We start from the raw sequence: 21,597 nt of genomic DNA, 5'->3' as shown, positions 1-21,597 counted from the left end.
CGGACACCCCCCGGCGCGGCCCCGACCCACAACCGAACAGACCGCGCTACGCGCACCCCCACCCACAACCACAGGCCGCCGCAGGCATCCCCGCCCAAGCGCCGCAGGCACCCGCACCACCGACAACGAGAGGCTGACCCGACGTGCACGACGACCTCATCGCCCGGGCCAAGGCATGGCTGGCCGAGGACCCCGACGCGGAGACCCGTGACGAACTCGCCAAGCTGATCGACGCCGCGGACCACGCGGAGCTCACCGCACGCTTCAGCGGCACCCTCCAGTTCGGCACCGCCGGCCTGCGCGGCGAACTCGGCGCCGGCCCCATGCGCATGAACCGCGCCGTCGTCATCCGCGCCGCCGCCGGCCTCGCCGCGTACCTGAAGAAGCAGGGCCACGACCACGGCCTCGTCGTCATCGGCTACGACGCCCGCCACAAGTCCGAGGACTTCGCCCGCGACACCGCCGCCGTCATGACCGGCGCGGGCCTGCGCGCGGCCCTCCTCCCCCGCCCCCTGCCCACCCCGGTCCTCGCCTTCGCGATCCGCCACCTCGGCGCGGTCGCCGGCGTGGAGGTCACCGCCAGCCACAACCCGCCCCGCGACAACGGCTACAAGGTGTACCTCGGCGACGGCTCCCAGATCGTGCCCCCGGCGGACGCCGGCATCGCCGCCGAGATCGACGCGATCACCACCCTCGCGAGCGTCCCCCGCCCCACCACCGGCTGGGAGACCCTCGACGACGGCGTCCTCGACGCCTACCTCGCCCGCACCGACGCCGTCCTCGCCCCCGGCTCCCCCCGCACCGCCCGCACCGTCTACACGGCGATGCACGGCGTCGGCAAGGACACCCTCCTCGCCGCCTTCGCACGCGCCGGCTTCCCGACGCCCACCCTCGTCGCCGAGCAGGCCGAGCCCGACCCGGACTTCCCCACCGTCGCCTTCCCCAACCCGGAAGAGCCCGGCGCGATGGACCTCGCCTTCGCCAAGGCCCGCGAGACGAACCCCGACCTGGTCATCGCCAACGACCCGGACGCCGACCGCTGCGCGGTCGCAGTACCCGACGGCGGGGACTGGCGCATGCTCCGAGGTGACGAGGTCGGCGCGCTCCTCGCCGCCCACCTGGTCACCCGCGGAGCGCACGGCACGTTCGCGGAGTCGATCGTCTCCTCCTCCCTCCTCGGCCGCATCGCCGAGAAGGCGAACCTCCCGTACGCGGAGACCCTCACCGGCTTCAAGTGGATCGCCCGCGTCGACGGCCTGCGCTACGGCTACGAGGAGGCCCTCGGCTACTGCGTGGACCCGGACGGCGTACGGGACAAGGACGGCATCACCGCCGCGCTCCTGATCACGGAACTCGCCTCCACCCTCAAGGAGGACGGCCGCACCCTCCTCGACCTCCTCGACGACCTCGCCGTCGAGCACGGCCTGCACGCCACCGACCAGCTCTCGGTCCGGGTCGAGGACCTGTCGGTCATCGCGAACGCCATGCGCCGCCTGCGCGAGCAGCCCCCGACCCGGCTCGCCGGCCTCCCCATCACCCGCGCCGAGGACCTCACCCGGGGCACGGCCACGCTCCCGCCCACCGACGGCCTGCGCTACACGCTCGACGGCGCCCGGGTGATCGTCCGCCCGAGCGGCACGGAACCGAAGCTGAAGTGCTACCTCGAGGTGGTCGTCCCGGTCGCCGAGCACGCCGGCCTCCCCGCGGCCCGCGCGAGGGCGACGGACCTCCTGTCGGCACTCAAGCGCGACCTGTCGGCAGCGGCAGGCCTCTGACCCGAACGCGGACCCCAATGCGGACCCCGACGCGGGCCCGCACGACGATCCACGCGCCGGCCCGACCGCCGGCCCGCCCCCCCCCACGCCGTCGCCGACCCGTCGGGGTGCCCCATCCGGCGGCACCCCGACGGGTGATTTCCCGGCACCGGCTGACCTGCCCTCCCCGACGCACGCCGCCCCCCGGGCAACGGTGGACCGGAAAGCACGATCCCGCACCGCCGAGTCGCCCAGGGAGCCGCCGCCGTGTCCTCGACCGCCCCCGAAACAACCCCGAGCGGACGGATCCCCGGTACCCGGCGCCCCCCAGCACCCGCCCCCGCCGCCTCGGCCCCCCACGCCCACCCCCTGTCCGCCCTCTCCGCCTTGCGTGCCCCCGCGCTGCGCGCCCGGCGCGCCCTGCACCGGGCGGCCCCGGCACTCGCGGCCTACCTCGCCGTACGCGTGACGGGCCTCATCCTGCTCTCCGTCTGGGCGCACCGACGGCACCACGGGGTGTGGCCGATCCTGGCGACGCAGTGGGACTCCGACTGGTACCTCGACATCGCGGACCACGGCTACGCCGACGAGCTGGGCACCGCCCACAACGCGAACAACCTGGCCTTCTTCCCGCTCTACCCGGTCCTGGTGAAGGCCGTGGCCGCCGTCACCCCGGGCACCCGCGCCTCCACGGCCCTGGGCATCGCGGTGGTCGCCTCGCTCGTCGCCGCCTGGGGGGTGTTCGCGGTGGGCGAGCGCCTGTACGGCCGCCGCGTCGGCATCCTCCTGACCACCCTGTGGGCCGCCTTCCCGGTGGGCCTCGTGCAGTGGATGGGCTACACCGAGTCGCTGTTCACGGCGTGCGCGGCCTGGTCGCTGTACGCCGTGCTCACGCGCCGGTGGCTGTGGGCGGCAGGCTGCGCCGCGCTGGCGGGCCTGACCCGGCCGACCGGAATCGCGGTGGCGGCGGCGGTCGCCGTGGCGGCCCTGCTCTCGCTGCGCCACCGCCCCGTCCGCCCGCGTGCCCTGGCGGCCGTGTTCCTCGCGCCGCTCGGCTGGGGCGCGTACATCGCCTGGGTGGGCCTGCGCCTGGGCCGCTGGGACGGCTACTTCGCCGTACAGAGGCTGTGGCACAACGACCTGGACGGCGGCCTGGAGACGCTGCGCAAGATCCGCTGGCTGCTGGCCCAGGACTCCTCACCGCAGCTGTTCCTCGTCCTGGTGACGTTCACGCTGATCGCGTCGGCGGTGCTGTTCGGGCTGTCGGCGTGGGACCGCCAGCCGGTCGCGCTGCTCGTCTTCAGTGGCGTCCTGCTGGTGATCGTCCTGGGCAGCGGCGGGGTGTACTTCCCCCGGGCCCGCTTCCTGCTCCCCGCCTTCCCCCTGCTGCTCCCAGTGGCCGTCCACCTGTCCCGCGCCTCGGTGCGCTACCGCGCGCTGGCCCTGTCGGCCGCGGTGCTGGGCTCGGCGTACTGCGGGGCGTACATGCTCCTGGTGTGGCCGAGCGCACCGTAGGCACGCCCCGTGGACCGATCCCCGCGGGGAGGCGAACCACCGAGCGCACCGTAGGCACACCGTGGATCGCCCCCGCGGGAAGGCGAACCGTGACTCCCGTCACCCCACCGCCAGCAGCACCGCCAGCAGCACGCCCCCGGCCACCGCCGGCCCGACCACCTCGTACGCCCAGCGCACGGTCACCTCGCCCTGCGAGGTCTCGGCCTTCGCCCGGGCCTCCAGCAGTTCCCGCAGGTCGTCCATGACCTTGTCGGTTTCCGCCCGCACCGGCCCGTCGTCCATGGCCGCCGCGGCGCCACCACCGGAGGAGCCGCCGGAGAGGCCACCGGAGAAGCCGCCGAACGCACCGCCACGGCCGCGCCCCCGGCCGTCCCCCGCGGTCCGCCGTGCCTCGCGCCGTGCCGCCTTCTTGCGGGCGCGCAGCGACACGGGGACGGACCACAGCTGGTACTTGGCGCCGGACTCGGTGACGACCTCGTTCGAGTAGCCGGAGCGCAGCGAGGCGACCTGTCCCCAGGGCACCACGATGACGCGGAAGGGATTGCGGACGCGCAGCCGGTCGTCGCCCGCGAAGACGGCGGGCCGCACCGTGTAGGCGGCGATGAGCGGCACCAGGAACAGCATCGCGGCGAGCGCCACCCAGGGGGTGCGTCCCTCGCCAGCGACCACCGCGTCGATGCCGAGCCACAGGACCAGGGCGAGCAGCAGGACGCCACCGGCGATGCCGGCGGGCGAGCGGTAGATCCGGTCCTTGGACGCGGGTACCGGGGGCTGCGGCGCTGGTGACTGGTGCTCCGGGGTCGTCATGGTGCCGATTGTGCCCGACGCCCGCGGCGGCGCTCGTACGCGGTGCCCCTCCAGGAGCCGGGCGCTCGGGGGTGTACAGCCGCTACGCGCGTAGATATGCTCGTCTGGTGACCATGCCCACCACTGCACCCGCACCCGGACTCGCTGACGTCACCGCGTCCGACAGCACGCTGCGCCGCTTCCTCCACGGGCTGCCCGGCGTCGACGCGGTCGGCCTGGAGGCGCGCGCCGCCTCGCTCGGCACCCGCTCCATCAAGACCACCGCCAAGGCGTACGCCCTCGACCTCGCCATCTCGATGGTCGACCTGACGACGCTGGAAGGCGCGGACACCCCGGGCAAGGTCCGGGCGCTCGGCGCGAAGGCGGTCCACCCCGACCCGACCGACCGTACGGCCCCCACCACGGCGGCCGTCTGCGTCTACCCCGACATGGTGGCCGTCGCCAAGGAGGCCGTCGCCGGCTCGGGCGTCAAGGTCGCCTCGGTCGCCACCGCGTTCCCGGCGGGCCGCGCCTCGCTCGCGGTCAAGCTGGCCGACGTGCGCGAGGCCGTGGCGGCGGGCGCCGACGAGGTCGACATGGTCATCGACCGCGGGGCCTTCCTCGCGGGGAACTACATGAAGGTGTACGACGAGATCGTCGCCGTGAAGGAGGCCTGCGGGACGTCCGCCCGTCTGAAGGTCATCTTCGAGACCGGCGAGCTGTCGACGTACGACAACATCCGCCGCGCCTCCTGGCTCGGCATGCTGGCGGGCGCCGACTTCATCAAGACGTCCACCGGCAAGGTCGCCGTGAACGCGACCCCGGCCAACACCCTCCTCATGCTGGAGGCGGTCCGCGACTTCCGTGCCCAGACCGGCGTCCAGGTCGGTGTGAAGCCGGCCGGCGGCATCCGCACCGCCAAGGACGCGATCAAGTTCCTGGTCCTGGTCAACGAGACCGCGGGCGAGGACTGGCTGGACAACCACTGGTTCCGCTTCGGCGCCTCCTCGCTCCTGAACGATCTGCTGATGCAGCGTCAGAAGCTGGCCACCGGCCGTTACTCCGGCCCCGACTACGTGACGGTGGACTGATCACCATGGCACCTGCATTCGAGTACGCACCGGCACCCGAGTCCCGTGCGATCGTCGACATCGCCCCGTCGTACGGCCTGTTCATCGACGGCGAATTCACCGAGGCGGCCGACGGCAAGGTCTTCAAGACCGTGTCCCCCTCGACCGAGGAGGTCCTCTCCGAGGTCGCCGAGGCCGGTGAGGCGGACGTCGACCGCGCCGTGAAGGCGGCCCGCAAGGCGTTCGAGAAGTGGTCGGCGCTGCCGGGTTCCGAGCGCGCCAAGTACCTGTTCCGCATCGCGCGCATCATCCAGGAACGCTCCCGCGAGCTCGCCGTCCTCGAAACCCTCGACAACGGCAAGCCGATCAAGGAGACGCGCGACGCCGACCTCCCCCTGGTCGCCGCGCACTTCTTCTACTACGCGGGCTGGGCGGACAAGCTGGGGCACGCCGGCTTCGGCGCGAACCCGCAGCCGCTGGGCGTCGCGGGCCAGGTCATCCCCTGGAACTTCCCCCTCCTCATGCTGGCGTGGAAGATCGCCCCGGCCCTGGCGACCGGCAACACGGTCGTCCTGAAGCCGGCCGAGACGACCCCGCTGTCCGCCCTGTTCTTCGCGGACATCTGCCGTCAGGCGGGCCTGCCCAAGGGCGTCGTCAACATCGTGACCGGCGACGGCCGCACCGGCGCCGCCCTGATCGCCCACCCGGACGTGAACAAGGTCGCCTTCACCGGCTCCACGGCCGTCGGCAAGGAGATCGCGCGCACGGTCGCGGGCACCCGCAAGAAGCTCACCCTCGAACTGGGCGGCAAGGGCGCCAACATCGTCTTCGACGACGCCCCGATCGACCAGGCCGTCGAGGGCATCGTGGGCGGCATCTTCTTCAACCAGGGCCAGGTCTGCTGCGCGGGCTCCCGCCTCCTCGTCCAGGAGTCGATCCACGACGAGCTGCTGGACTCCCTCAAGCGCAGGCTCTCCACCCTCCGCCTCGGTGACCCCCTGGACAAGAACACCGACATCGGCGCGATCAACTCCGCCGAGCAGCTGGCCCGGATCACCGCGCTGGCCGACCAGGGCGAGGCGGAGGGCGCCGAGCGCTGGTCCCCGGCCTGCGAGCTGCCCTCCACCGGCTACTGGTTCGCGCCGACGCTGTTCACGAACGTCACCCAGGCCCACACCGTGGCCCGCGACGAGATCTTCGGCCCGGTGCTGTCCGTCCTCACCTTCCGCACCCCGGACGAGGCCGTCGCCAAGGCCAACAACACCCCGTACGGCCTGTCGGCGGGCATCTGGACGGAGAAGGGCTCGCGCATCCTGGCGGTCGCGAACAAGCTCCGCGCGGGTGTCGTCTGGTCCAACACGTTCAACAAGTTCGACCCGACCTCGCCGTTCGGCGGTTACAAGGAGTCGGGCTTCGGCCGCGAGGGCGGCCGCCACGGCCTGGAGGCGTACCTCGATGTCTGACGCGCGACTGTCGGTGTTCAAGACCTACAAGCTGTACGTGGGCGGGAAGTTCCCGCGTTCCGAGAGCGGCCGGGTGTACGAAGTGACCGACTCGAAGGGCAAGTGGCTGGCCAACGCGCCGCTCTCCTCCCGCAAGGACGCCCGTGACGCGGTGGTCGCCGCGCGCAAGGCGTTCGGCGCGTGGTCGGGCGCGACGGCGTACAACCGCGGTCAGATCCTGTACCGCATCGCCGAGATGCTGGAGGGCCGCCGCGACCAGTACGTCGCGGAGGTCGCCGACGCCGAGGGCCTGTCGAAGTCCAAGGCGTCCCTCCAGGTCGACGCGGCGATCGACCGCTGGGTCTGGTACGCGGGCTGGACCGACAAGATCGCCCAGGTGGTCGGCGGCGGCAACCCGGTCGCGGGCCCCTTCTTCAACCTGTCCTCACCCGAGCCGACGGGCGTGGTGGCGGTCCTGGCCCCCCAGGAGTCGTCCTTCCTGGGCCTGGTCTCGGTCGTCGCCCCGGTCATCGCGACGGGCAACACGGCGGTCGTGATCGCGAGCGAGAAGTCGCCGCTGCCGGCCCTCTCCCTCGGCGAGGTCCTGGCCACCTCCGACCTCCCCGGCGGCGTGGTCAACGTCCTGTCCGGCCGTACGGCGGAGATCGCCGCGCCCCTGGCCGCCCACCAGGACGTCAACGCCATCGACCTCGCGGGCGCCGACGAGGCGCTGGCGAAGGAGCTGGAGATCGCGGCGGCGGACAACCTCAAGCGCGTCCTGCGTCCACAGCCTGTGGACGACTGGTCGGCGACGCCGGGCACCGAGCGCCTGACGGCGTTCCTGGAGACGAAGACGGTGTGGCACCCGACGGGCTCGCTGGGCGCGTCGGGCTCGTCCTACTGACGGCACCCACGCGGGCGCCGTCGGCCGGGAACCGGAGAGCCGCGTCTTCCCCCCGTCCGGGGAAGGCGCGGCTCTCCGCGTGCCGTACGGAGTACGGATGCCGGGTCAGCGCCGTGCCGCCCCCGCCGCCTCCCCCACCACCGGCATGCCGCCGACCGACTCGGCCTGCGCGACCGGCCTGGTCAGTGCCGTCGTGGAGAGCGGCTGGAAGTCGGCCACCCGGGCCTCCACCCCGTTGTCGAGCGGGTCGACGCCGGTGCCGGCCAGCGGGTTGGGCTTGAGGCCGGCGACGGGACCGGCGGCATGCCCGACGGTGCCGGTCACGGCCTCGACCGGGCCGTCGGCCGCGGAGGCCGTCGCCGCGCCGGCGCCGAGGGCCACCCCGATGGTGGCGAGGGCGGCCAGGGCGCGCCGGGCGGTCGGAGTACGGGGGGACGCGTGTCGGGCCATCGCTGCTGCCACCTCTTGCTGTGGAGCGCTGCCGGAGCAGCGCCGGAGTGCCGGAGCGCCACGGCGGCACTCCGGAGGGTGATCGGTCCGCGCCGTAGCGTAGTTGAGATGTGACGCACGCTTCAAAGCCGTGCCGCGGGGTCGTACGGCGGTCGGCCGATGCCTCACACTGGTGTCCCGTGAGCTCCCATCCGCCCATACCGACGCGAGTCGTGCTGCTCTGCGGCCCCTCCGGCTCCGGCAAGTCCCTCCTCGCCGCCCGCTCCGGCCTGCCGGTGCTGCGGCTCGACGACTTCTACAAGGAGGGCACCGACCCGACGCTGCCGCTGGTGGCGGGGAGCTCCGACATCGACTGGGACCATCCCGGCTCCTGGGACGCGGACGCGGCCGTCGCTGCGATCACCGAGCTGTGCCGCGCGGGCCGTACGCGTGTGCCCGTCTACGACATCGCGCTCAGCGCCCGCACCGGCGAGGAGACGGTCGACATCGGCCGGACCCCGCTGTTCCTGGCCGAGGGCATCTTCGCCGCGGAGATCGTGGCGCGATGCCGGGAACTGGGCGTCCTCGCCGACGCGCTGTGCCTGAGCCGCGGTGCGGTGACGACGTTCCGCCGCCGCTTCCTGCGGGATCTGAGAGAGGGCCGCAAGTCGGTTCCGTTCCTGCTGCGCCGCGGCTGGCGCCTGATGCGGCAGGAACGCTCGATCATCGCCCGCCAGACGGCCCTGGGCGCCCACGCCTGCGACCGGGACGAGGCGATGGGACGCCTGGCCGCGGCAGCGGCGGGACGGTGCGTGAAGAGCCGTACGGCACGGTCGGCGGCGTAGAGGGCCCGCGACGCGGCCCCTGCACGGGACACGAAAGCGGGACTGGACGGACCCCCCGGCCCTCCAGTCCCGCTCCTTTGTGCTCCCCCGTGTCCCCCCTACTTCCCCCGTATCCCCCGTTTCCCCCTGTGGTGCTTCCCCCGTTACCCACCCCCGTTGTCCCCCGTGGGTGGTGCTTCCCCGTGAGTAAGAGCGCCGAGGTCCCCCCGTGATACACCCGGGCTCCTACTTTTTTCCGAGGCCCCCCGGACCTTCAGGCGACCAGTTCGCCGAAGGCGTCCTCCCGGTCACGGCCGAAGCTGAGGACCTCGTCCTCGCGCAGCCGGCGGAGCGACCGCCAGATGCTGGACTTCACCGTGCCGACGCTGATGCCGAGGATGTCCGCGATCTCCGGGTCCGTGCGGCCCTCGTAGTAGCGCAGGACCAGCATGGTGCGCTGGAGTTCGGGCAGCCGGGCCAGCGCCTGCCACAGGACCGCGCGCAGCTCGGTGCCGCGCATCGCGTCCGTGTCACCGGGCGTCTCCGGCAGTTCCTCGGTCGGGTACTCGTTGAGCTTGCGGCGCCGCCAGGCGCTGATGTGCAGGTTGGTCATGGTGCGGCGGAGGTATCCGCCGACCGCCGCCTTGTCACTGATCCGGTCCCACGCCCGGTACGTCGAGAACAGCGCGCTCTGCAGCAGGTCCTCGGCCTCGAAGCGGTCGCCGGTGAGGTGGTAGGCGGTCGCGTACAGGGAGGCGCGGCGTTCCTGGACGTAGGCGGTGAACTCCGCCTCCGACAGCGAACGGCGCTCCCCCTCGGCCTCCCCGTACGCGGTTCCCCCGTGCGTCTCCCCCTGGTGCGCGTCGACCACCGTCATGTAGGCGGTGTGCTGACGCCCGGTGCCGCGAGCGCACCCCCGCCCGCTCACGGCACCGGACTTCTCGGAACCCCGGTGCGTGTGCACGTCGTGCAGACGCGTGATCACTGCGCTGGTGCTGGTGCCGTGCAGCGTGTTCATCTCGCGCCCCCCGTCGTGGACTTCCGGTGTTCGGCTTGCTGTGTTGCCTGTGCCGAAAAGCTTGCCGGGGCCACTTCATGGCCGTGTCCGCCGACTGTCACAGAGCTGTCACAGGCCTCGGTCACGGCGGCGCCACACTTCCTTCACACCGTCCGTCGGCGTGGCGGGCCGCATCCGGACCCACAGGTCGAACCCCACCCCCTCCATGGGCCAGAATGAGCCCGTGCCTTCCCTGTTGCTGATCGAGGACGACGACGCCATCCGTACGGCCCTGGAGCTCTCCCTGACGCGCCAGGGACACCGGGTGGCCACCGCTGCCAGCGGTGAGGACGGTCTGAAGCTGCTGCGCGAGCAGCGGCCGGATCTGATCGTGCTGGACGTGATGCTGCCCGGCATCGACGGGTTCGAGGTGTGCCGGCGCATCCGGCGCACGGACCAGCTGCCGATCATCCTGCTGACCGCGCGCAGCGACGACATCGACGTCGTCGTCGGCCTGGAGTCGGGTGCGGACGACTACGTCGTCAAACCCGTGCAGGGCCGGGTGCTCGACGCCCGGATCCGGGCGGTGCTGCGGCGCGGGGAGCGGGAGTCCAGCGACTCGGCGACCTTCGGCAGCCTCGTCATCGACCGGTCGGCGATGACCGTCACCAAGAACGGCGAGGACCTCCAGCTGACGCCGACCGAGCTGCGGCTGCTGCTGGAGCTGAGCCGGCGGCCCGGGCAGGCGCTGTCGCGGCAGCAGCTGCTGCGGCTGGTCTGGGAGCACGACTACCTCGGTGACTCCCGGCTCGTGGACGCCTGTGTGCAGCGGCTGCGCGCCAAGGTCGAGGACGTGCCCTCGTCCCCGACCCTGATCCGTACCGTGCGGGGTGTCGGCTACCGGCTGGATCCGCCTCAGTGACACAGGAACACCAAGGGGGTCTCCGCGGCTGGGCCGCGGCTCGCAAGGGAGTCTGGTCCCGGCTGCGCCTGACCAGCCTGCGGCTCAGACTGGTCGTCGTCTTCGGGCTGGTCGCGCTCACGGCCGCCGTGTCCGCCTCCGGGATCGCGTACTGGCTGAACCGGGAGGCCGTGCTCACCCGTGCCCAGGACGCCGTCCTGCGCGACTTCGAGCAGGAGATGCAGAACCGGGCGGGCTCCCTGCCCGAGCACCCCACACAGGACGAGCTGCAGCACACGGCGGGCCAGATGGCCAACAGCAGCCAGCGCTTCAGCGTGCTGCTCGTCGCCGAGAACGCCGACGGCGAGACCGTGTACGGCAGTTCCGGCGGCCTCGGCGGCTTCTCGCTGACCGACGTGCCCGAGTCGCTGCGCAAGGCCGTGACCAAGGAGCAGAAGGTCACCTCGGCCAACAAGTACCCGTACCACCTGTACTGGCAGCGGACGGTCGAGGACGACACGCCGTACCTGGTGGCCGGCACCAGGCTGATCGGCGGCGGGCCGACCGGCTACATGCTCAAGTCGCTGGAGCCGGAGGCGAAGGACCTGAACTCGCTGGCCTGGTCGCTGGGGATCGCCACGGGCCTCGCGCTGATCGGCTCCGCGCTGCTCGCGCAGGCCCTGGCGACGACGGTGCTGAAGCCGGTGCACCGGCTCGGGGTGGCCGCCCGGCGGCTCGGCGAGGGCAAGCTGGACACCCGGCTGCGGGTGTCGGGCACCGACGAGCTGGCGGATCTGTCACGGACCTTCAACAGCGCCGCCGAGGCGCTGGAGAAACGGGTCGCGGACATGGCCGGCCGGGAGGCGGCCTCGCGGCGCTTCGTGGCGGACATGAGCCATGAGCTGCGCACCCCGCTGACGGCGATCACCGCCGTCACGGAGGTGCTGGAGGAGGAGCTGGAGTCCGAGGGCGGCGGCATCGACCCGATGATCGAGCCCGCCGTCCGGCTGGTGGTGAGCGAGACGCGGCGGCTGAACGACCTCGTGGAGAACCTGATGGAGGTCACCCGCTTCGACGCGGGCACCGCCCGGCTGGTCCTGGACGACGTCGACGTCGCCGACCAGATCACCGCCTGCATCGACGCCCGGGCCTGGCTGGACGCCGTCGAGCTGGACGCCGAGCGCGGCATCCACGCCCGGCTCGACCCGCGGCGGCTGGACGTGATACTCGCCAACCTCATCGGCAACGCCCTCAAGCACGGCGGGTCGCCGGTGCGGGTGTCGGTGACGGCGGCGGACGACGAGGTCGTCATCGCGGTGCGCGACCACGGGCCCGGCATCCCCGAGGACGTCCTGCCGCACGTCTTCGACCGCTTCTACAAGGCGAGCGCCTCCCGGCCGCGTTCCGAGGGCAGTGGGCTCGGCCTGTCCATCGCCCTGGAGAACGCGCACATCCACGGCGGCGAGATCACCGCCGCCAACTCCCCCGAGGGCGGCGCGGTGTTCACGCTGCGGCTGCCGCAGGACGCGTCGACGCTGGCGGAACTGGACTCCGAGGGCTCCGGGGACGCGGAGGGATCCGCGGGCGACGAGGGCAAGGGCAAGGACGCGAAGGGACAGGCCTGATGACCGTACGCCGCCTGCTGGCGCTCCCCGTGCTCGCCGCGCTGCTCGCCGGGTGCGGCATCCGGGCCACGGAGGTGCCCACGGACTTCGGTCCGGCGCCGTCGCGGGTGCGCTGCTCGCTCGCCGAGCCGGACGTGTCGACGCGGTCCACGCCGGGCGTGGCCGTGCAGGTGTTCCTGCTGTGCGGCTCGTCGCTGGTGGCCGTGGACCGGACGGTACGGGTCCCGGACGGCGCGCCGGACTCCCAGCGGCGGGTGCTGGTGGCGCAGGGGCTGCTGGACCAGCTCTCCGTGGCGCCGTCGGCCGCGGAGAAGGAGGCCGGCTACACCACGGACGTGCGCGGCGGCACGGCCGTGAAGGGGCCGCGGCCGGGCGACCCGGAGGACACGCTGCGGCTCAGCACCGCGCCCGGCGACCTCACCTCGTACGCCCTCGCCCAGATCGTCTGCACGTTCTCCGACTCGGCCGCGGCCGAGGGCGACGGTTCCGTGATCCTCGGCGGTCCCGACGACCGTGCCCCCCGCCGCTACGCCTGCACGGACGAGGTCCGCGCGAGGCCGGGCAGCAAGGAACCGCCGTCGAGCGAGGTCGCCCGGGGCTGACGGCGGCCCGGGCGTGCGGGGGCCGCCATTGGCACCCGTGGGCACCGCCGGTCGCCCCGGGCACCGCCGGTCGCCCCGGGTACCGCCGGTCGCCCCGGCAGGCGCATGCGTCACAGCTCTTGCAGCGCGCTCCCCGGGTGCCGGGGTACATGTGGCGCAGGCCTCACCCGTGCGGGGGAGACACCGGAACCGAGCGTGCCGGGGGCCGCGTCTAGGGGGGCGTGCAGCGTGAAGGCTCCATCGGCGGCAGCGCCGCGATCCGCATCCGTGTGACGGGGGGTGTCCTCCTGGTCGCACATCTCGTGTTCGTCGCCTGGTTCACGCTGCGGCCGCTGGACGTTCCCTGGGTGATGCCCCCCAACCTGCACCCGCTCGCCGGTATCCGGGCCGACCTGGCGCTGGGCTGGCCGGAGGCGGCGCGCTCCATCGGCGGGGGGCTCGCCCTGCTGGCGCCGCTCGGGGCGCTGCTGCCGGCGGTCAACGGCAGGCTGGCCGTCTCGCCGCTGGCCTCGCTGCTGCGCACCATGGCCGCGGGCGCCCTGCTGTCGCTCGCCATCGAACTGCTGCAGACCGGCGTGCCCGGCCAGGTCGTCGACGTCGACTCGCTGCTGCTCAACACCGCGGGCGTGGCCCTGGTCCATCTGGCGGTCGTCCCCCTGGGCCGTGCCCGGCTCCGCCGGAGGTCCGAGCGGGGGCGTCGGGAGGACGTCCCCCAGGAGGAGCCCGCTCAGGGTCGGACCCCGACGATTCCCAGGGTCGGGATCGCCCCTTAGAGCGACGCTTTGTTCCGTTCGTCTCCTTAGCGTGGAAGGCAGATGAGGCAGCCGGCCGGCGGCCTCGACCGGACGCCCACGAAGGAGCCGCGATGTCCCGCCTCGCCCGTCCCGCCCACGACCGCATGATCGGCGGAGTGTGTGCCGCGCTGGCACGGCGCTTCCGCACCTCCGCGACCACGATGCGGGTGCTCTTCCTGATCTCGTGCCTGCTGCCCGGACCGCAGTTCCTGCTCTACATCGCCCTGTGGATCCTGCTGCCGTCCGAGGAGAAGGCCGCGCGAACGGCCTGGTAGCGGCGGCCCGGGCGCTTCGTCCGGACCGTCCTGCCTCCGGTACGCCGATGGGGCGCGCCCGGTGTCACCGGGCGCGCCCCATCGGCACGTGACGGGCGCGGCTCAGCGGCCGAGCAGGCTCTTCACCGGCAGTCCGCCGAGCAGCTTGGTGATCGGGTCGGCCGCCGCCGGGTCGGCCGCCGGGTCGGCCAGCTGCTCGGCGACCGGCTGCACGGTGGTCAGACCCTCGCCGGCGACGCCCCGGCCCCCTTCCAGCGCGTTGCCCGCCTCCGGCGCGACCTGGGAGACGCCCTCCGCGGGGAGTGTCCGGGCGACGGTGTCCAGGGTCTGGGCGGCGTCCGGAACGGCCGGGGCGGCGTTGGCCGCACCCGCGCCGGCGGCGGCGAAGGCGGCGCCGAGGGCGGCGACGCCGAGGGTCTTGGCAGCAGACTGCTTCATGAAATGCGTCCTCGAAATGGGATGTCGGGGATTTGAGCGGTCCTCGACCGTAAACATGCGACCGCATCCGCCGCAAACGTCGAAATGCGGACGAATTGTGAACGCCTGTCCATATCCACTGGGCGCCGGTCAGCGACAGTCAGCCCTCATTCATGAGGAGCCGCTGGTGGAGGCGGTCTGCTGGAACAGCCATTCGGACTTCAGTTCCGCATATCCGGGCTTGATGACGTCATTGATCATCGCCAGTCTTTCGTCGAAAGGAATGAACGCTGATTTCATCGCATTGACGGAGAACCACTGCATGTCGTCGAGCGTGTAACCGAATGCGTCGACAAGGTGCTCGAATTCCCGGCTCATGCTGGTGTGGGACATCAGGCGGTTGTCCGTGTTCACGGTGGCGCGGAAGTGGAGCCGGCGCAGCAGCCCGATCGGGTGCTCGGCGTAGGAGGCCGCCGCCCCGGTCTGGAGGTTGGAACTGGGGCACAGCTCCAGGGGGATCCGCTTGTCGCGCACGTAGGAGGCGAGGCGCCCGAGCTTCACGGTCCCGTCCTCGTGCACCTGGATGTCGTCGATGATGCGCACCCCGTGCCCGAGCCGGTCGGCGCCGCACCACTGCAGGGCCTGCCAGATGGACGGCAGCCCGAAGGCCTCGCCCGCGTGGATGGTGAAGTGGTTGTTCTCCCGCTTCAGGTACTCGAAGGCGTCCAGGTGCCGGGTGGGCGGGTAGCCCGCCTCGGCGCCGGCGATGTCGAAGCCGACGACGCCGAGGTCGCGGTAGCGGTTGGCGAGTTCGGCGATCTCCAGGGCGCGGGCGGCGTGCCGCATGGCGGTGAGCAGGGCGCCGACGCGGATGCGGTGACCGTTCGCCTTCGCCCGCCGCTCGCCCTCCCGGAAGCCCTCGTTGACGGCCTCGACGGCCTCTTCGAGGGTGAGCCCGCCCTCCAGGTGCTGTTCGGGGGCGTAGCGCACCTCGGCGTAGACGACGCCGTCCTCGGCGAGGTCCTCGGCGCACTCGGCGGCGACCCGGACCAGGGCGTCGCGGGTCTGCATGACGCCGACGGTGTGGGAGAAGGTCTCCAGGTACCGCTCCAGGGAGCCGGAGTCGGCGGCCTCGCGGAACCACAGGCCGAGCTTGTCGGGGTCGGTCTCGGGGAGCTGGTGGTAGCCCGATTCACGGGCGAGTTCGACGATCGTGCCGGGGCGGAGCCCGCCGTCGAGGTGGTCGTGCAGCAGAACCTTGGGCGCCCGGCGGATCTGGTCCGGCGCCGGGGTTTTCGCTGTGCTCTGGCTCGTCATTTCCGCACTCTAACTCCTACGCGCGTAGAACACCGGGTGTACGCGAAGAAAGGCACGGCTGTACGTATCCCTCGATATGTAACGGTGACCGCACGGACGGGTGGCGTACACCCGGTCTTCTGACACTGTTCTGTCATGGCACAGCAAGCGACGCCGGTACGCAGGGCCCGGCTGGGGCGGACGCTCGGTCCGGAGGCGACGGCGGTGAGCGGAGCGGTCCTGCTGCTCCCCGGCGGCGACGAGGTCTCCGGCCGCAGACCGTCCCCGCTGCTGGCGACCGCGTCCGTGCGCGGGCTGGGGCGCCGGCTGGCGCACGCGGGGCGCGAGGAGGGCCTGGCCGTCCATGTCGTGCACTACCGCTACCGCGGCTGGAACGGCAGCGAGGCCCATCTCGCGCACGACGCCGCCTGGGCCGCGGACGAGGCCGTACGGCGCTACGGGGACGTCCCCGTCTGCCTGGCCGGCGTCGGCATGGGCGGCCGGGCCGCGCTGCGGGCGGGCGGGCACGAGGCCGTCAACTCCGTGCTGGCCCTCGCCCCCTGGCTGCCCGACGAGGACGTGGCCGCGCCACTCGAACCGGTGAAGCAGCTGGCCGGGCGCCGGGTGCTGATCGTGCACGGCACGAACGACGAACGCAGCGATCCTGAGCTGTCGTTCCGGCTGGCGGCACGCGCGAAGAAGGCGAACCGGGACGTGTGCCGGTTCGAAGTGCACTCCGACGGCCACGGGTTGCACCACTACCGCGACGAAGTGTTCTCCCTGGCCGTCGACTTCGTGATGGGCGTGCTCTTCGGGCGGTCCTTCTCCCGTCCGGTGGAGGACGCGCTGGCCGCTCCGCCGCCGCTGGGGCTGCGGATGCCGCTCGCCGCCGGCTTCGGCAAGTCGTTGCGGCGGTAGCGCCGTCTCCCTCCCCGTCCGCCGTCTCCCTCCCCGGCCGCCGTTTCGCCCCTACCCCGGGAGCAGATTGCCCCGGCGGGACAGCAGGAACTTCTTGAAGGCCGCCACCGGGGGAGTGTCGGCGCTGCCCGCCAGCCAGGCCACGCCGATCTCCCGGGCCGCGCGCGGGGCCGTGACGGTCAGTTCGACCACGCCCGGGCGCGCGACGGTGGGCGGCGGCAGGAGGGCGACGCCCAGGCCGGCCGCGACCAGGCCCCGCAGCGTCTCGGTCTCCTCCCCCTCGAACGCCACCCGGGGCCGGAATCCGGCCTCCTTGCACAGGTCGTCCGTGATGCGGCGCAGCCCGTAGCCGGGTTCCAGGGTCACGAAGCTCTCCTCGGCGGCCTCGGCGAGGCGGATGCGCCTGCGGCCGGCCAGCGCGTGGTCGGCGGGGACGACGAGACGCAGCTTCTGCTCGTCCAGGCGGCGGGCCACGAGGTCGGGGGCGTCCGGGACCGGGGAGGTCAGGCAGAGGTCCAGCTCGCCTGCGCGCAGGCGCTCCAGCATGGCCTCGCCGTAGTTCTGGACGAGGCTGAAGCGCACGCCGGGGTGGTCGGCGCGGAAGGCGTGCAGCAGGCCGGGCACGGTCTCGGCGCCCATGGTGTGCAGGAAGCCGAAGGCGACCTTGCCGGTGGCCGCGTCGGCGTCGGCGCGCACCTCGTCGGCGGCGCGCTCGATCTCGGCGAGGGCGCGTTCGACGGAGCCGAGGAAGGTGCGTCCGGCGGGCGTCAGGGCGAGGGTGCGGCCACGGCGCACGAACAGGTCGACGCCGAGGTCCTGCTCCAGGCGGACCAGGGCCCGGGAGAGGGTCGACTGGGGGACGTTCATCTCCTGGGCGGCGCGCGTGACGTGCTCGGTGCGGGCGACGCCGGCGAAGTGGGCGAGGCGGGGCGCGAGCAGCGCGACGATGTCTTCTGTGTCACCGGACGGTGACAGGCGGGTCTGTGACCTCTGCTGATGCACCATGGGAACGATTATGACGATTCCATGCATTGGACGGATGAGTGCCGGTCTCCGTACGGTCGCAGCATGACTCCCGCCGATACCGGGGCGTCCACCACCGTGGGCGCCGCTGCATCCGTCTCCGCCTCCGCTCCCGTCTCCGACTCCCGCATGACCCCGGGCGGCCCCGGCTACCGCCGGATGAGTCTCGCCCTCTTCCTCGCGGGTGTCGCGACCTTCGCCCTGCTGTACTCCACCCAGGCCCTGCTGCCGCTGATCTCGGGCGACATGGGGGTCACGGCGGGCGACGCGAGCTGGACCGTGGCCGCCGCGACGGGCGGCCTCGCGGTGTTCGTCCTGCCGATGAGCGCGCTGTCGGAGCGCTTCGGACGGCGTACGGTCATGACGGCGTCGCTGGCGGTCGCGGTGACCGTAGGCCTGCTGGTGCCCTTCGCCCCGTCGCTGCCGGCGCTCGTCGCGCTGCGGGCGGTGCAGGGCGCGGCGCTGGCCGGGCTGCCGGCGTCGGCGACGGCGTACCTCGCGGAGGAGGTCACCCCGAAGGCGCTGGTCACCGCGATCGGCCTGTTCGTGGCGGGCAACAGCGTCGGCGGCATGAGCGGCCGGGTCATCACCGGATGGGTCGCGCAGGAATGGGGCTGGCGGGTCGCCGTCGGCGTGATCGGCGTCGTCGCGGTGGCGTGCGCGGTGGCCTTCCGGCTGCTGCTGCCGGCGCCGCGGCACTTCACGCCGGGCTCGCTGCGGCCGCGCGTCCTCGTCCGCACGGTCCGCGACCACCTCGCCGACCCGCTGCTGCGCCGCCTCTACGCGATCGGCGCGCTGTTCATGACGGTGTTCGGCGGCGTCTACACGGTGATCGGCTACCGCCTGACGGAGGCGCCGTTCTCCCTGCCGCAGGGCGTCGTCGGCTCGATCTTCCTGGTCTACCTGGTCGGCACGGTGTCGGCGTCGACGGCCGGACGCCTGGTGGGCCGCCTCGGCCGCCGTGGCGCGCTGTACCTGGCGGGCGGCACGACGGCCGCGGGCCTGCTGCTGTCGCTGGCGCCGTCCCTGCCGCTGGTGCTGCTGGGGCTGGTGCTGATCACGGCAGGCTTCTTCGCGGGGCACGCGGTGGCGTCCTCGGCGGTCGGCAAGACGGCCACGCACGGCCGCGCCCAGGCGTCGGCGCTCTACCAGTCCGCCTACTACATCGGCTCCAGCGCGGGCAGCACGGTGGGCGCGACGGCCTTCCACGCCGCCGGCTGGCCCGGCACGGTCGGCGTCGGCGTGCTGGCGGTGCTGGGCGTCGTGACGATCACGATCGCGGGCACCCTGGCGGCCCGCACGCAGCGCAGGCCGGCGACCGCCTAGACATCGCCGCACGACGGGGCCCACGGGGGCGTGGGCCCCGTCACCCGCGTACACGACCCGGACGCGGCGCCGCCGGCGGGGCCGGCGCGATCGCCGTCGTGACCATCACCCTCGCCGGCAACGGCACCCTGACGGCCCGCACGCAGCGCAGGCCGGCGACCGCCTGGGCATCGCCGTACGACGACGGGGCTCGCGGGGGCGTGGGCCCCGTCTTCTGCGGTCACGGGGCGGACGTGGGCCGTATCAGCGGGGCGTCTTCCACCTGCGGGTTTTCCGACTCCGCGGGCCGTTGTCAGTGGGCTGCGGTAGCTTCCGGAGTGCGAGGCGCGAAGACGCGCACGACGGGACGGCCACAGGGGTGGGTGGACGATGACCAACGGCACGGTGACGACCGAGATCGACTCCGCACTGGAGAAGCACCGGGTCGAGCTGACCGGGTACTGCTACCGCATGCTCGGGTCCTCCTTCGAGGCCGAGGACGCGGTCCAGGACACCTTGGTGCGTGCCTGGCGGAGCTACGACAAGTTCGAGGGCCGCTCCAGCCTCCGTTCCTGGCTCTACCGCATCGCGACGAACGTCTGCCTGGACATGCTGAACGCCGGCAACAAGCGCGCCCGCCCGATGGACCTGACGGAGGCGACACCCCTCGCCCGGGCCGCCCTGTCCCCCCGCCCGGACAACACCTGGCTGGAGCCGATGCCGGACGCCCGTGTGCTGCCCTCCACCGCCGACCCGGCGGAGGCGGCCGTCGCCAAGGAGTCGGTGCGGCTCGCCTTCATGGCCGCCCTGCAGCAACTGCCGCCCAAGCAGCGGGCGGTGCTGATCCTGCGCGAGGTGCTGGCCTGGAAGGCGAGCGAGGTCGCCGAGCTGCTCGGCACCTCGGTCGCGTCCGTCAACAGCGCCCTGCAGCGCGCCCGGGCGACCCTCGCCGAGCGCGAGGACCGGGGAGCGGACGCGGCGGTGTCGGACCCCCTGGACGAGGAACAGCAGAAGCTTCTGGAGCGCTACGTCGCGGCCTTCGAGGGCTACGACATGACGGCCCTGACCGCCCTGCTGCACGAGGACGCCGTCATGACGATGCCGCCGTTCGACCTGTGGCTGGCCGGCCCTTCGGACATCACCGGCTTCATGACGACGCTCGGTGCCTCGTGCGCGGGCTCGCGGCTGCTGCCGGTCCGGGCCAACGGGCTCCCGGCCTTCGCGCACTACAAGCCGGACCCGGAGGCGGGCGGTTTCTCCCCCTGGGCGGTCCAGGTGCTGGAGATCTCAGACGGCCGCATCACCGGCTTCCACTGCTTCCTCGACACCCAGCGGTGGTTCCCGCTGTTCGGGCTGCCCCTCCGTCTCGAAGCGGAGTCCGACCAGGTCGAGTAGGGCGTGCAGGGCGGGGTCGGGATCGCGCAGCCGGATCCGGCCCCCGGCCCGCCGGGCGGTGAGTTCCAGGCGGGCCAGCAGGTCGACGACGGCGAGTCCGGGCGGCCCGAGGCCCCCGACGTCGCAGACGACGACTCCGGCCCGGCCGGCCTCCAGCAGCGCGCGCACCTCGTCGCAGAGCCGGGGCAGCTCCCCACGGGAGACGGGCCCGGACAGCACGAGTACGGCGGGTGTCACGGCGTCCACGTGCGGTAGACCCCGCGTGCCCGCGGAACTCATCGGTGCCGGTCGCGTCGGGGATCACATTGACCTTGTCACGGCCCGCCCCGGAGGGTTGGCTGTATGCCCCACGCACCCTGCCCCGCCGTGCTGTCCGACGCCCTCCTCCCCGCCGAGGAGGCCCCGTGCAAGGGGTGCTGACCGGCTTCGCGGTCATCGCGGTGGTGATCGGCGTCGGCTATCTGCTCGGCCGGGGCGGCCACCTCGGGGACCAGGGGCGGGAGGTGCTGACGCGGCTCGCCTTCCACGTGGCCTCACCCGCCCTGCTCTTCACCACCCTCGCGCAGGCCGACCTGTCGGTCGTCTTCTCCAGCCGGCTGCTGGTCACGGCGCTGAGCACGGTCGCGGTCGCCGGGCTCTTCGTCGTGGCCGGCGTCGCTCGCGGCTGGGGCGTGGGCCGGACCACCATCGGCGCCCTGTGTTCCGGTTACGTCAACTCCGGCAATCTCGGCATCCCGATCGCCGTGTACGTCCTGGGCGACGCCTCGCTGGTGGCGCCGGTCCTGCTGTTCCAGCTCGTGGGGGTCACGCCCCTTGCGGTGACGATCCTGGACCTGCCGGGCGAGGGTGACAAGGGACCGCTGTGGCGGCGGCTGCTGACGCCGCTGCGCAATCCGATAGCGCTCGGCTCGCTCGCCGGGGTCGCGGTCGCCGCGGCCGGGCTGCGGGTGCCGAGCCCGGTCATGGATCCACTGACCCTGATCGGCAACATGTCGGTGCCGGCCGTCCTGCTGGCCTTCGGCATCTCCCTGTGCGGCAGCACGATGCCCCTGCGGGGCCCGGACCGGTATCCGGTGCTGCTCGCGGTCGCGCTGAAGTCGGTGGGCCAGCCGGCGGTGGCCTGGGCGCTGGCGGCGGGCGTCTTCGGCCTGCGGGGCGCCCAGCTGCTGGACGTGGTGGTGACGTCGGCACTGCCGGCCGCGCAGAACCTGTACACGTACGCGTCCACGTACGGGGTGGGCGAGCGGCTGGCGCGGGACGCGATCCTGGTGTCGACGGTGGTCTCGGTGCCGGTGCTGGTGGGGGTGGCGGCGGTTCTCGGGTGA

Annotated in this window: 22 protein-coding genes; 15 read left to right on the top strand and 7 right to left on the bottom strand. The window is 72.9% G+C overall.

The genetic code is table 11. The features are described 5' to 3' along the window. The first annotated feature begins 143 nt into the window (after nucleotides 1-143). Nucleotides 144-1,775, top strand: coding sequence for a phospho-sugar mutase (locus H0H10_RS29340; RefSeq protein ID WP_188184150.1), 1,632 nt, complete (start codon nucleotides 144-146; stop codon nucleotides 1,773-1,775). 246 nt (nucleotides 1,776-2,021) lie between these two features. Further along, complete coding sequence (locus H0H10_RS29335; protein WP_188184149.1) at nucleotides 2,022-3,269, top strand: putative hexosyltransferase; 1,248 nt, start codon at nucleotides 2,022-2,024, stop codon at nucleotides 3,267-3,269. Nucleotides 3,270-3,368: 99 nt separating this feature from the next. Here the strand turns inward: H0H10_RS29335 and H0H10_RS29330 are convergent, their stop codons facing one another. Continuing rightward, nucleotides 3,369-4,076 carry a PH domain-containing protein gene (locus H0H10_RS29330; protein WP_188184148.1) on the bottom strand — a complete coding sequence of 236 codons (708 nt, stop codon included), beginning with the start codon at nucleotides 4,074-4,076 and terminating at the stop codon, nucleotides 3,369-3,371. 113 nt (nucleotides 4,077-4,189) lie between these two features. Here H0H10_RS29330 and deoC point away from each other — a divergent pair, with 113 nt between their 5' ends. From deoC to H0H10_RS29315, 3 genes are read left to right on the top strand one after another with little or no spacing between them, the layout of a single operon-like run. Further along, nucleotides 4,190-5,146 carry a deoxyribose-phosphate aldolase gene (deoC, locus tag H0H10_RS29325; RefSeq protein ID WP_188184160.1) on the top strand — a complete coding sequence of 319 codons (957 nt, stop codon included), beginning with the start codon at nucleotides 4,190-4,192 and terminating at the stop codon, nucleotides 5,144-5,146. A gap of 5 nt (nucleotides 5,147-5,151) precedes the next feature. Then, complete coding sequence (locus H0H10_RS29320; RefSeq protein ID WP_188184147.1) at nucleotides 5,152-6,588, top strand: aldehyde dehydrogenase family protein; 1,437 nt, start codon at nucleotides 5,152-5,154, stop codon at nucleotides 6,586-6,588. After that, nucleotides 6,581-7,471, top strand: a complete 891-nt coding sequence (locus H0H10_RS29315; protein WP_188184146.1) for an aldehyde dehydrogenase family protein — start codon at nucleotides 6,581-6,583, stop codon at nucleotides 7,469-7,471. The genes H0H10_RS29320 and H0H10_RS29315 overlap by 8 nt, the downstream gene beginning before the upstream one ends. A gap of 105 nt (nucleotides 7,472-7,576) precedes the next feature. Here the strand turns inward: H0H10_RS29315 and H0H10_RS29310 are convergent, their stop codons facing one another. Next, nucleotides 7,577-7,921 carry a hypothetical protein gene (locus tag H0H10_RS29310; RefSeq protein WP_188184145.1) on the bottom strand — a complete coding sequence of 115 codons (345 nt, stop codon included), beginning with the start codon at nucleotides 7,919-7,921 and terminating at the stop codon, nucleotides 7,577-7,579. A 179-nt stretch (nucleotides 7,922-8,100) separates the two neighbouring features. Here H0H10_RS29310 and H0H10_RS29305 point away from each other — a divergent pair, with 179 nt between their 5' ends. Beyond that, on the top strand, nucleotides 8,101-8,745 hold the full coding sequence (locus H0H10_RS29305; RefSeq protein WP_309141924.1) for a uridine kinase: 645 nt from the start codon (nucleotides 8,101-8,103) through the stop codon (nucleotides 8,743-8,745). 253 nt (nucleotides 8,746-8,998) lie between these two features. On the opposite strand, the gene H0H10_RS29300 is transcribed toward H0H10_RS29305, so the two are convergent. Further along, complete coding sequence (locus H0H10_RS29300; RefSeq protein ID WP_188184143.1) at nucleotides 8,999-9,742, bottom strand: SigE family RNA polymerase sigma factor; 744 nt, start codon at nucleotides 9,740-9,742, stop codon at nucleotides 8,999-9,001. Nucleotides 9,743-9,965: 223 nt separating this feature from the next. Here H0H10_RS29300 and afsQ1 point away from each other — a divergent pair, with 223 nt between their 5' ends. The 5 genes from afsQ1 (at nucleotide 9,966) to H0H10_RS29275 (ending at nucleotide 13,918) form a co-directional block, all read left to right on the top strand. After that, nucleotides 9,966-10,643 (top strand): two-component system response regulator AfsQ1, encoded by a 678-nt coding sequence (afsQ1, locus tag H0H10_RS29295; RefSeq protein WP_033272295.1) that lies wholly within the window; start codon nucleotides 9,966-9,968, stop codon nucleotides 10,641-10,643. Continuing rightward, complete coding sequence (locus H0H10_RS29290) at nucleotides 10,640-12,247, top strand: ATP-binding protein (protein WP_188184142.1); 1,608 nt, start codon at nucleotides 10,640-10,642, stop codon at nucleotides 12,245-12,247. The genes afsQ1 and H0H10_RS29290 overlap by 4 nt, the downstream gene beginning before the upstream one ends. Beyond that, nucleotides 12,247-12,849: a hypothetical protein gene (locus H0H10_RS29285; RefSeq protein ID WP_188184141.1), complete on the top strand. Its 603-nt coding sequence runs from the start codon at nucleotides 12,247-12,249 to the stop codon at nucleotides 12,847-12,849. The genes H0H10_RS29290 and H0H10_RS29285 overlap by 1 nt, the downstream gene beginning before the upstream one ends. Nucleotides 12,850-13,070: 221 nt before the next feature. Further along, nucleotides 13,071-13,622, top strand: coding sequence for a VanZ family protein (locus H0H10_RS29280; RefSeq protein WP_188184140.1), 552 nt, complete (start codon nucleotides 13,071-13,073; stop codon nucleotides 13,620-13,622). A 92-nt stretch (nucleotides 13,623-13,714) separates the two neighbouring features. Next, on the top strand, nucleotides 13,715-13,918 hold the full coding sequence (locus H0H10_RS29275; protein ID WP_188184139.1) for a PspC domain-containing protein: 204 nt from the start codon (nucleotides 13,715-13,717) through the stop codon (nucleotides 13,916-13,918). Between the two features lie 102 nt (nucleotides 13,919-14,020). On the opposite strand, the gene H0H10_RS29270 is transcribed toward H0H10_RS29275, so the two are convergent. Beyond that, nucleotides 14,021-14,356, bottom strand: a complete 336-nt coding sequence (locus H0H10_RS29270; RefSeq protein WP_188184138.1) for an ATP-binding protein — start codon at nucleotides 14,354-14,356, stop codon at nucleotides 14,021-14,023. 150 nt (nucleotides 14,357-14,506) lie between these two features. After that, on the bottom strand, nucleotides 14,507-15,652 hold the full coding sequence (locus H0H10_RS29265) for an adenosine deaminase (RefSeq protein ID WP_188184137.1): 1,146 nt from the start codon (nucleotides 15,650-15,652) through the stop codon (nucleotides 14,507-14,509). Between the two features lie 135 nt (nucleotides 15,653-15,787). On the opposite strand from H0H10_RS29265, the gene H0H10_RS29260 reads away from it, so the two are divergent. Continuing rightward, nucleotides 15,788-16,549 (top strand): alpha/beta hydrolase, encoded by a 762-nt coding sequence (locus H0H10_RS29260; RefSeq protein WP_188184136.1) that lies wholly within the window; start codon nucleotides 15,788-15,790, stop codon nucleotides 16,547-16,549. A 51-nt stretch (nucleotides 16,550-16,600) separates the two neighbouring features. Here the strand turns inward: H0H10_RS29260 and H0H10_RS29255 are convergent, their stop codons facing one another. Further along, a complete protein-coding gene (locus tag H0H10_RS29255) occupies nucleotides 16,601-17,554 on the bottom strand; it encodes a LysR family transcriptional regulator (protein WP_188184135.1) in 954 nt (317 codons plus the stop codon). Between the two features lie 63 nt (nucleotides 17,555-17,617). Here H0H10_RS29255 and H0H10_RS29250 point away from each other — a divergent pair, with 63 nt between their 5' ends. Together H0H10_RS29250 and H0H10_RS29245 are read left to right on the top strand one after the other, a co-directional pair. Then, on the top strand, nucleotides 17,618-18,898 hold the full coding sequence (locus tag H0H10_RS29250) for an MFS transporter (RefSeq protein ID WP_188184134.1): 1,281 nt from the start codon (nucleotides 17,618-17,620) through the stop codon (nucleotides 18,896-18,898). Between the two features lie 369 nt (nucleotides 18,899-19,267). Next, a complete protein-coding gene (locus tag H0H10_RS29245; RefSeq protein WP_188184133.1) occupies nucleotides 19,268-20,272 on the top strand; it encodes a sigma-70 family RNA polymerase sigma factor in 1,005 nt (334 codons plus the stop codon). On the opposite strand, the gene H0H10_RS29240 is transcribed toward H0H10_RS29245, so the two are convergent. Further along, nucleotides 20,165-20,551: an STAS domain-containing protein gene (locus H0H10_RS29240; RefSeq protein ID WP_188184132.1), complete on the bottom strand. Its 387-nt coding sequence runs from the start codon at nucleotides 20,549-20,551 to the stop codon at nucleotides 20,165-20,167. The two genes, H0H10_RS29245 and H0H10_RS29240, sit on opposite strands and share 108 nt — an antisense overlap. A gap of 125 nt (nucleotides 20,552-20,676) precedes the next feature. Between H0H10_RS29240 and H0H10_RS29235 the strand changes: the two genes are divergently transcribed. Then, nucleotides 20,677-21,597 carry an AEC family transporter gene (locus H0H10_RS29235; protein WP_188184131.1) on the top strand — a complete coding sequence of 307 codons (921 nt, stop codon included), beginning with the start codon at nucleotides 20,677-20,679 and terminating at the stop codon, nucleotides 21,595-21,597.

This window comes from Streptomyces griseicoloratus (genome assembly GCF_014534645.1).
Taxonomy (GTDB): domain Bacteria; phylum Actinomycetota; class Actinomycetes; order Streptomycetales; family Streptomycetaceae; genus Streptomyces; species Streptomyces griseicoloratus.
This window is presented reverse-complemented; position numbering and strand designations above follow the sequence as displayed.

Excerpts from the sequence above, each read along its gene's own strand:
- H0H10_RS29330 (WP_188184148.1), bottom strand. The coding sequence starts at position 4,076 with ATGACGACCCCGGAGCACCAGTCACCAGCGCCGCAGCCCCCGGTACCC.
- deoC (WP_188184160.1), top strand. The coding sequence starts at position 4,190 with ATGCCCACCACTGCACCCGCACCCGGACTCGCTGACGTCACCGCGTCC.
- H0H10_RS29320 (WP_188184147.1), top strand. The coding sequence starts at position 5,152 with ATGGCACCTGCATTCGAGTACGCACCGGCACCCGAGTCCCGTGCGATC.
- H0H10_RS29315 (WP_188184146.1), top strand. The coding sequence starts at position 6,581 with ATGTCTGACGCGCGACTGTCGGTGTTCAAGACCTACAAGCTGTACGTG.
- H0H10_RS29310 (WP_188184145.1), bottom strand. The coding sequence starts at position 7,921 with ATGGCCCGACACGCGTCCCCCCGTACTCCGACCGCCCGGCGCGCCCTG.
- H0H10_RS29300 (WP_188184143.1), bottom strand. The coding sequence starts at position 9,742 with ATGAACACGCTGCACGGCACCAGCACCAGCGCAGTGATCACGCGTCTG.
- H0H10_RS29285 (WP_188184141.1), top strand. The coding sequence starts at position 12,247 with ATGACCGTACGCCGCCTGCTGGCGCTCCCCGTGCTCGCCGCGCTGCTC.
- H0H10_RS29275 (WP_188184139.1), top strand. The coding sequence starts at position 13,715 with ATGTCCCGCCTCGCCCGTCCCGCCCACGACCGCATGATCGGCGGAGTG.
- H0H10_RS29270 (WP_188184138.1), bottom strand. The coding sequence starts at position 14,356 with ATGAAGCAGTCTGCTGCCAAGACCCTCGGCGTCGCCGCCCTCGGCGCC.
- H0H10_RS29265 (WP_188184137.1), bottom strand. The coding sequence starts at position 15,652 with ATGACGAGCCAGAGCACAGCGAAAACCCCGGCGCCGGACCAGATCCGC.
- H0H10_RS29260 (WP_188184136.1), top strand. The coding sequence starts at position 15,788 with ATGGCACAGCAAGCGACGCCGGTACGCAGGGCCCGGCTGGGGCGGACG.
- H0H10_RS29255 (WP_188184135.1), bottom strand. The coding sequence starts at position 17,554 with ATGGTGCATCAGCAGAGGTCACAGACCCGCCTGTCACCGTCCGGTGAC.
- H0H10_RS29250 (WP_188184134.1), top strand. The coding sequence starts at position 17,618 with ATGACTCCCGCCGATACCGGGGCGTCCACCACCGTGGGCGCCGCTGCA.
- H0H10_RS29245 (WP_188184133.1), top strand. The coding sequence starts at position 19,268 with ATGACCAACGGCACGGTGACGACCGAGATCGACTCCGCACTGGAGAAG.
- H0H10_RS29240 (WP_188184132.1), bottom strand. The coding sequence starts at position 20,551 with ATGAGTTCCGCGGGCACGCGGGGTCTACCGCACGTGGACGCCGTGACA.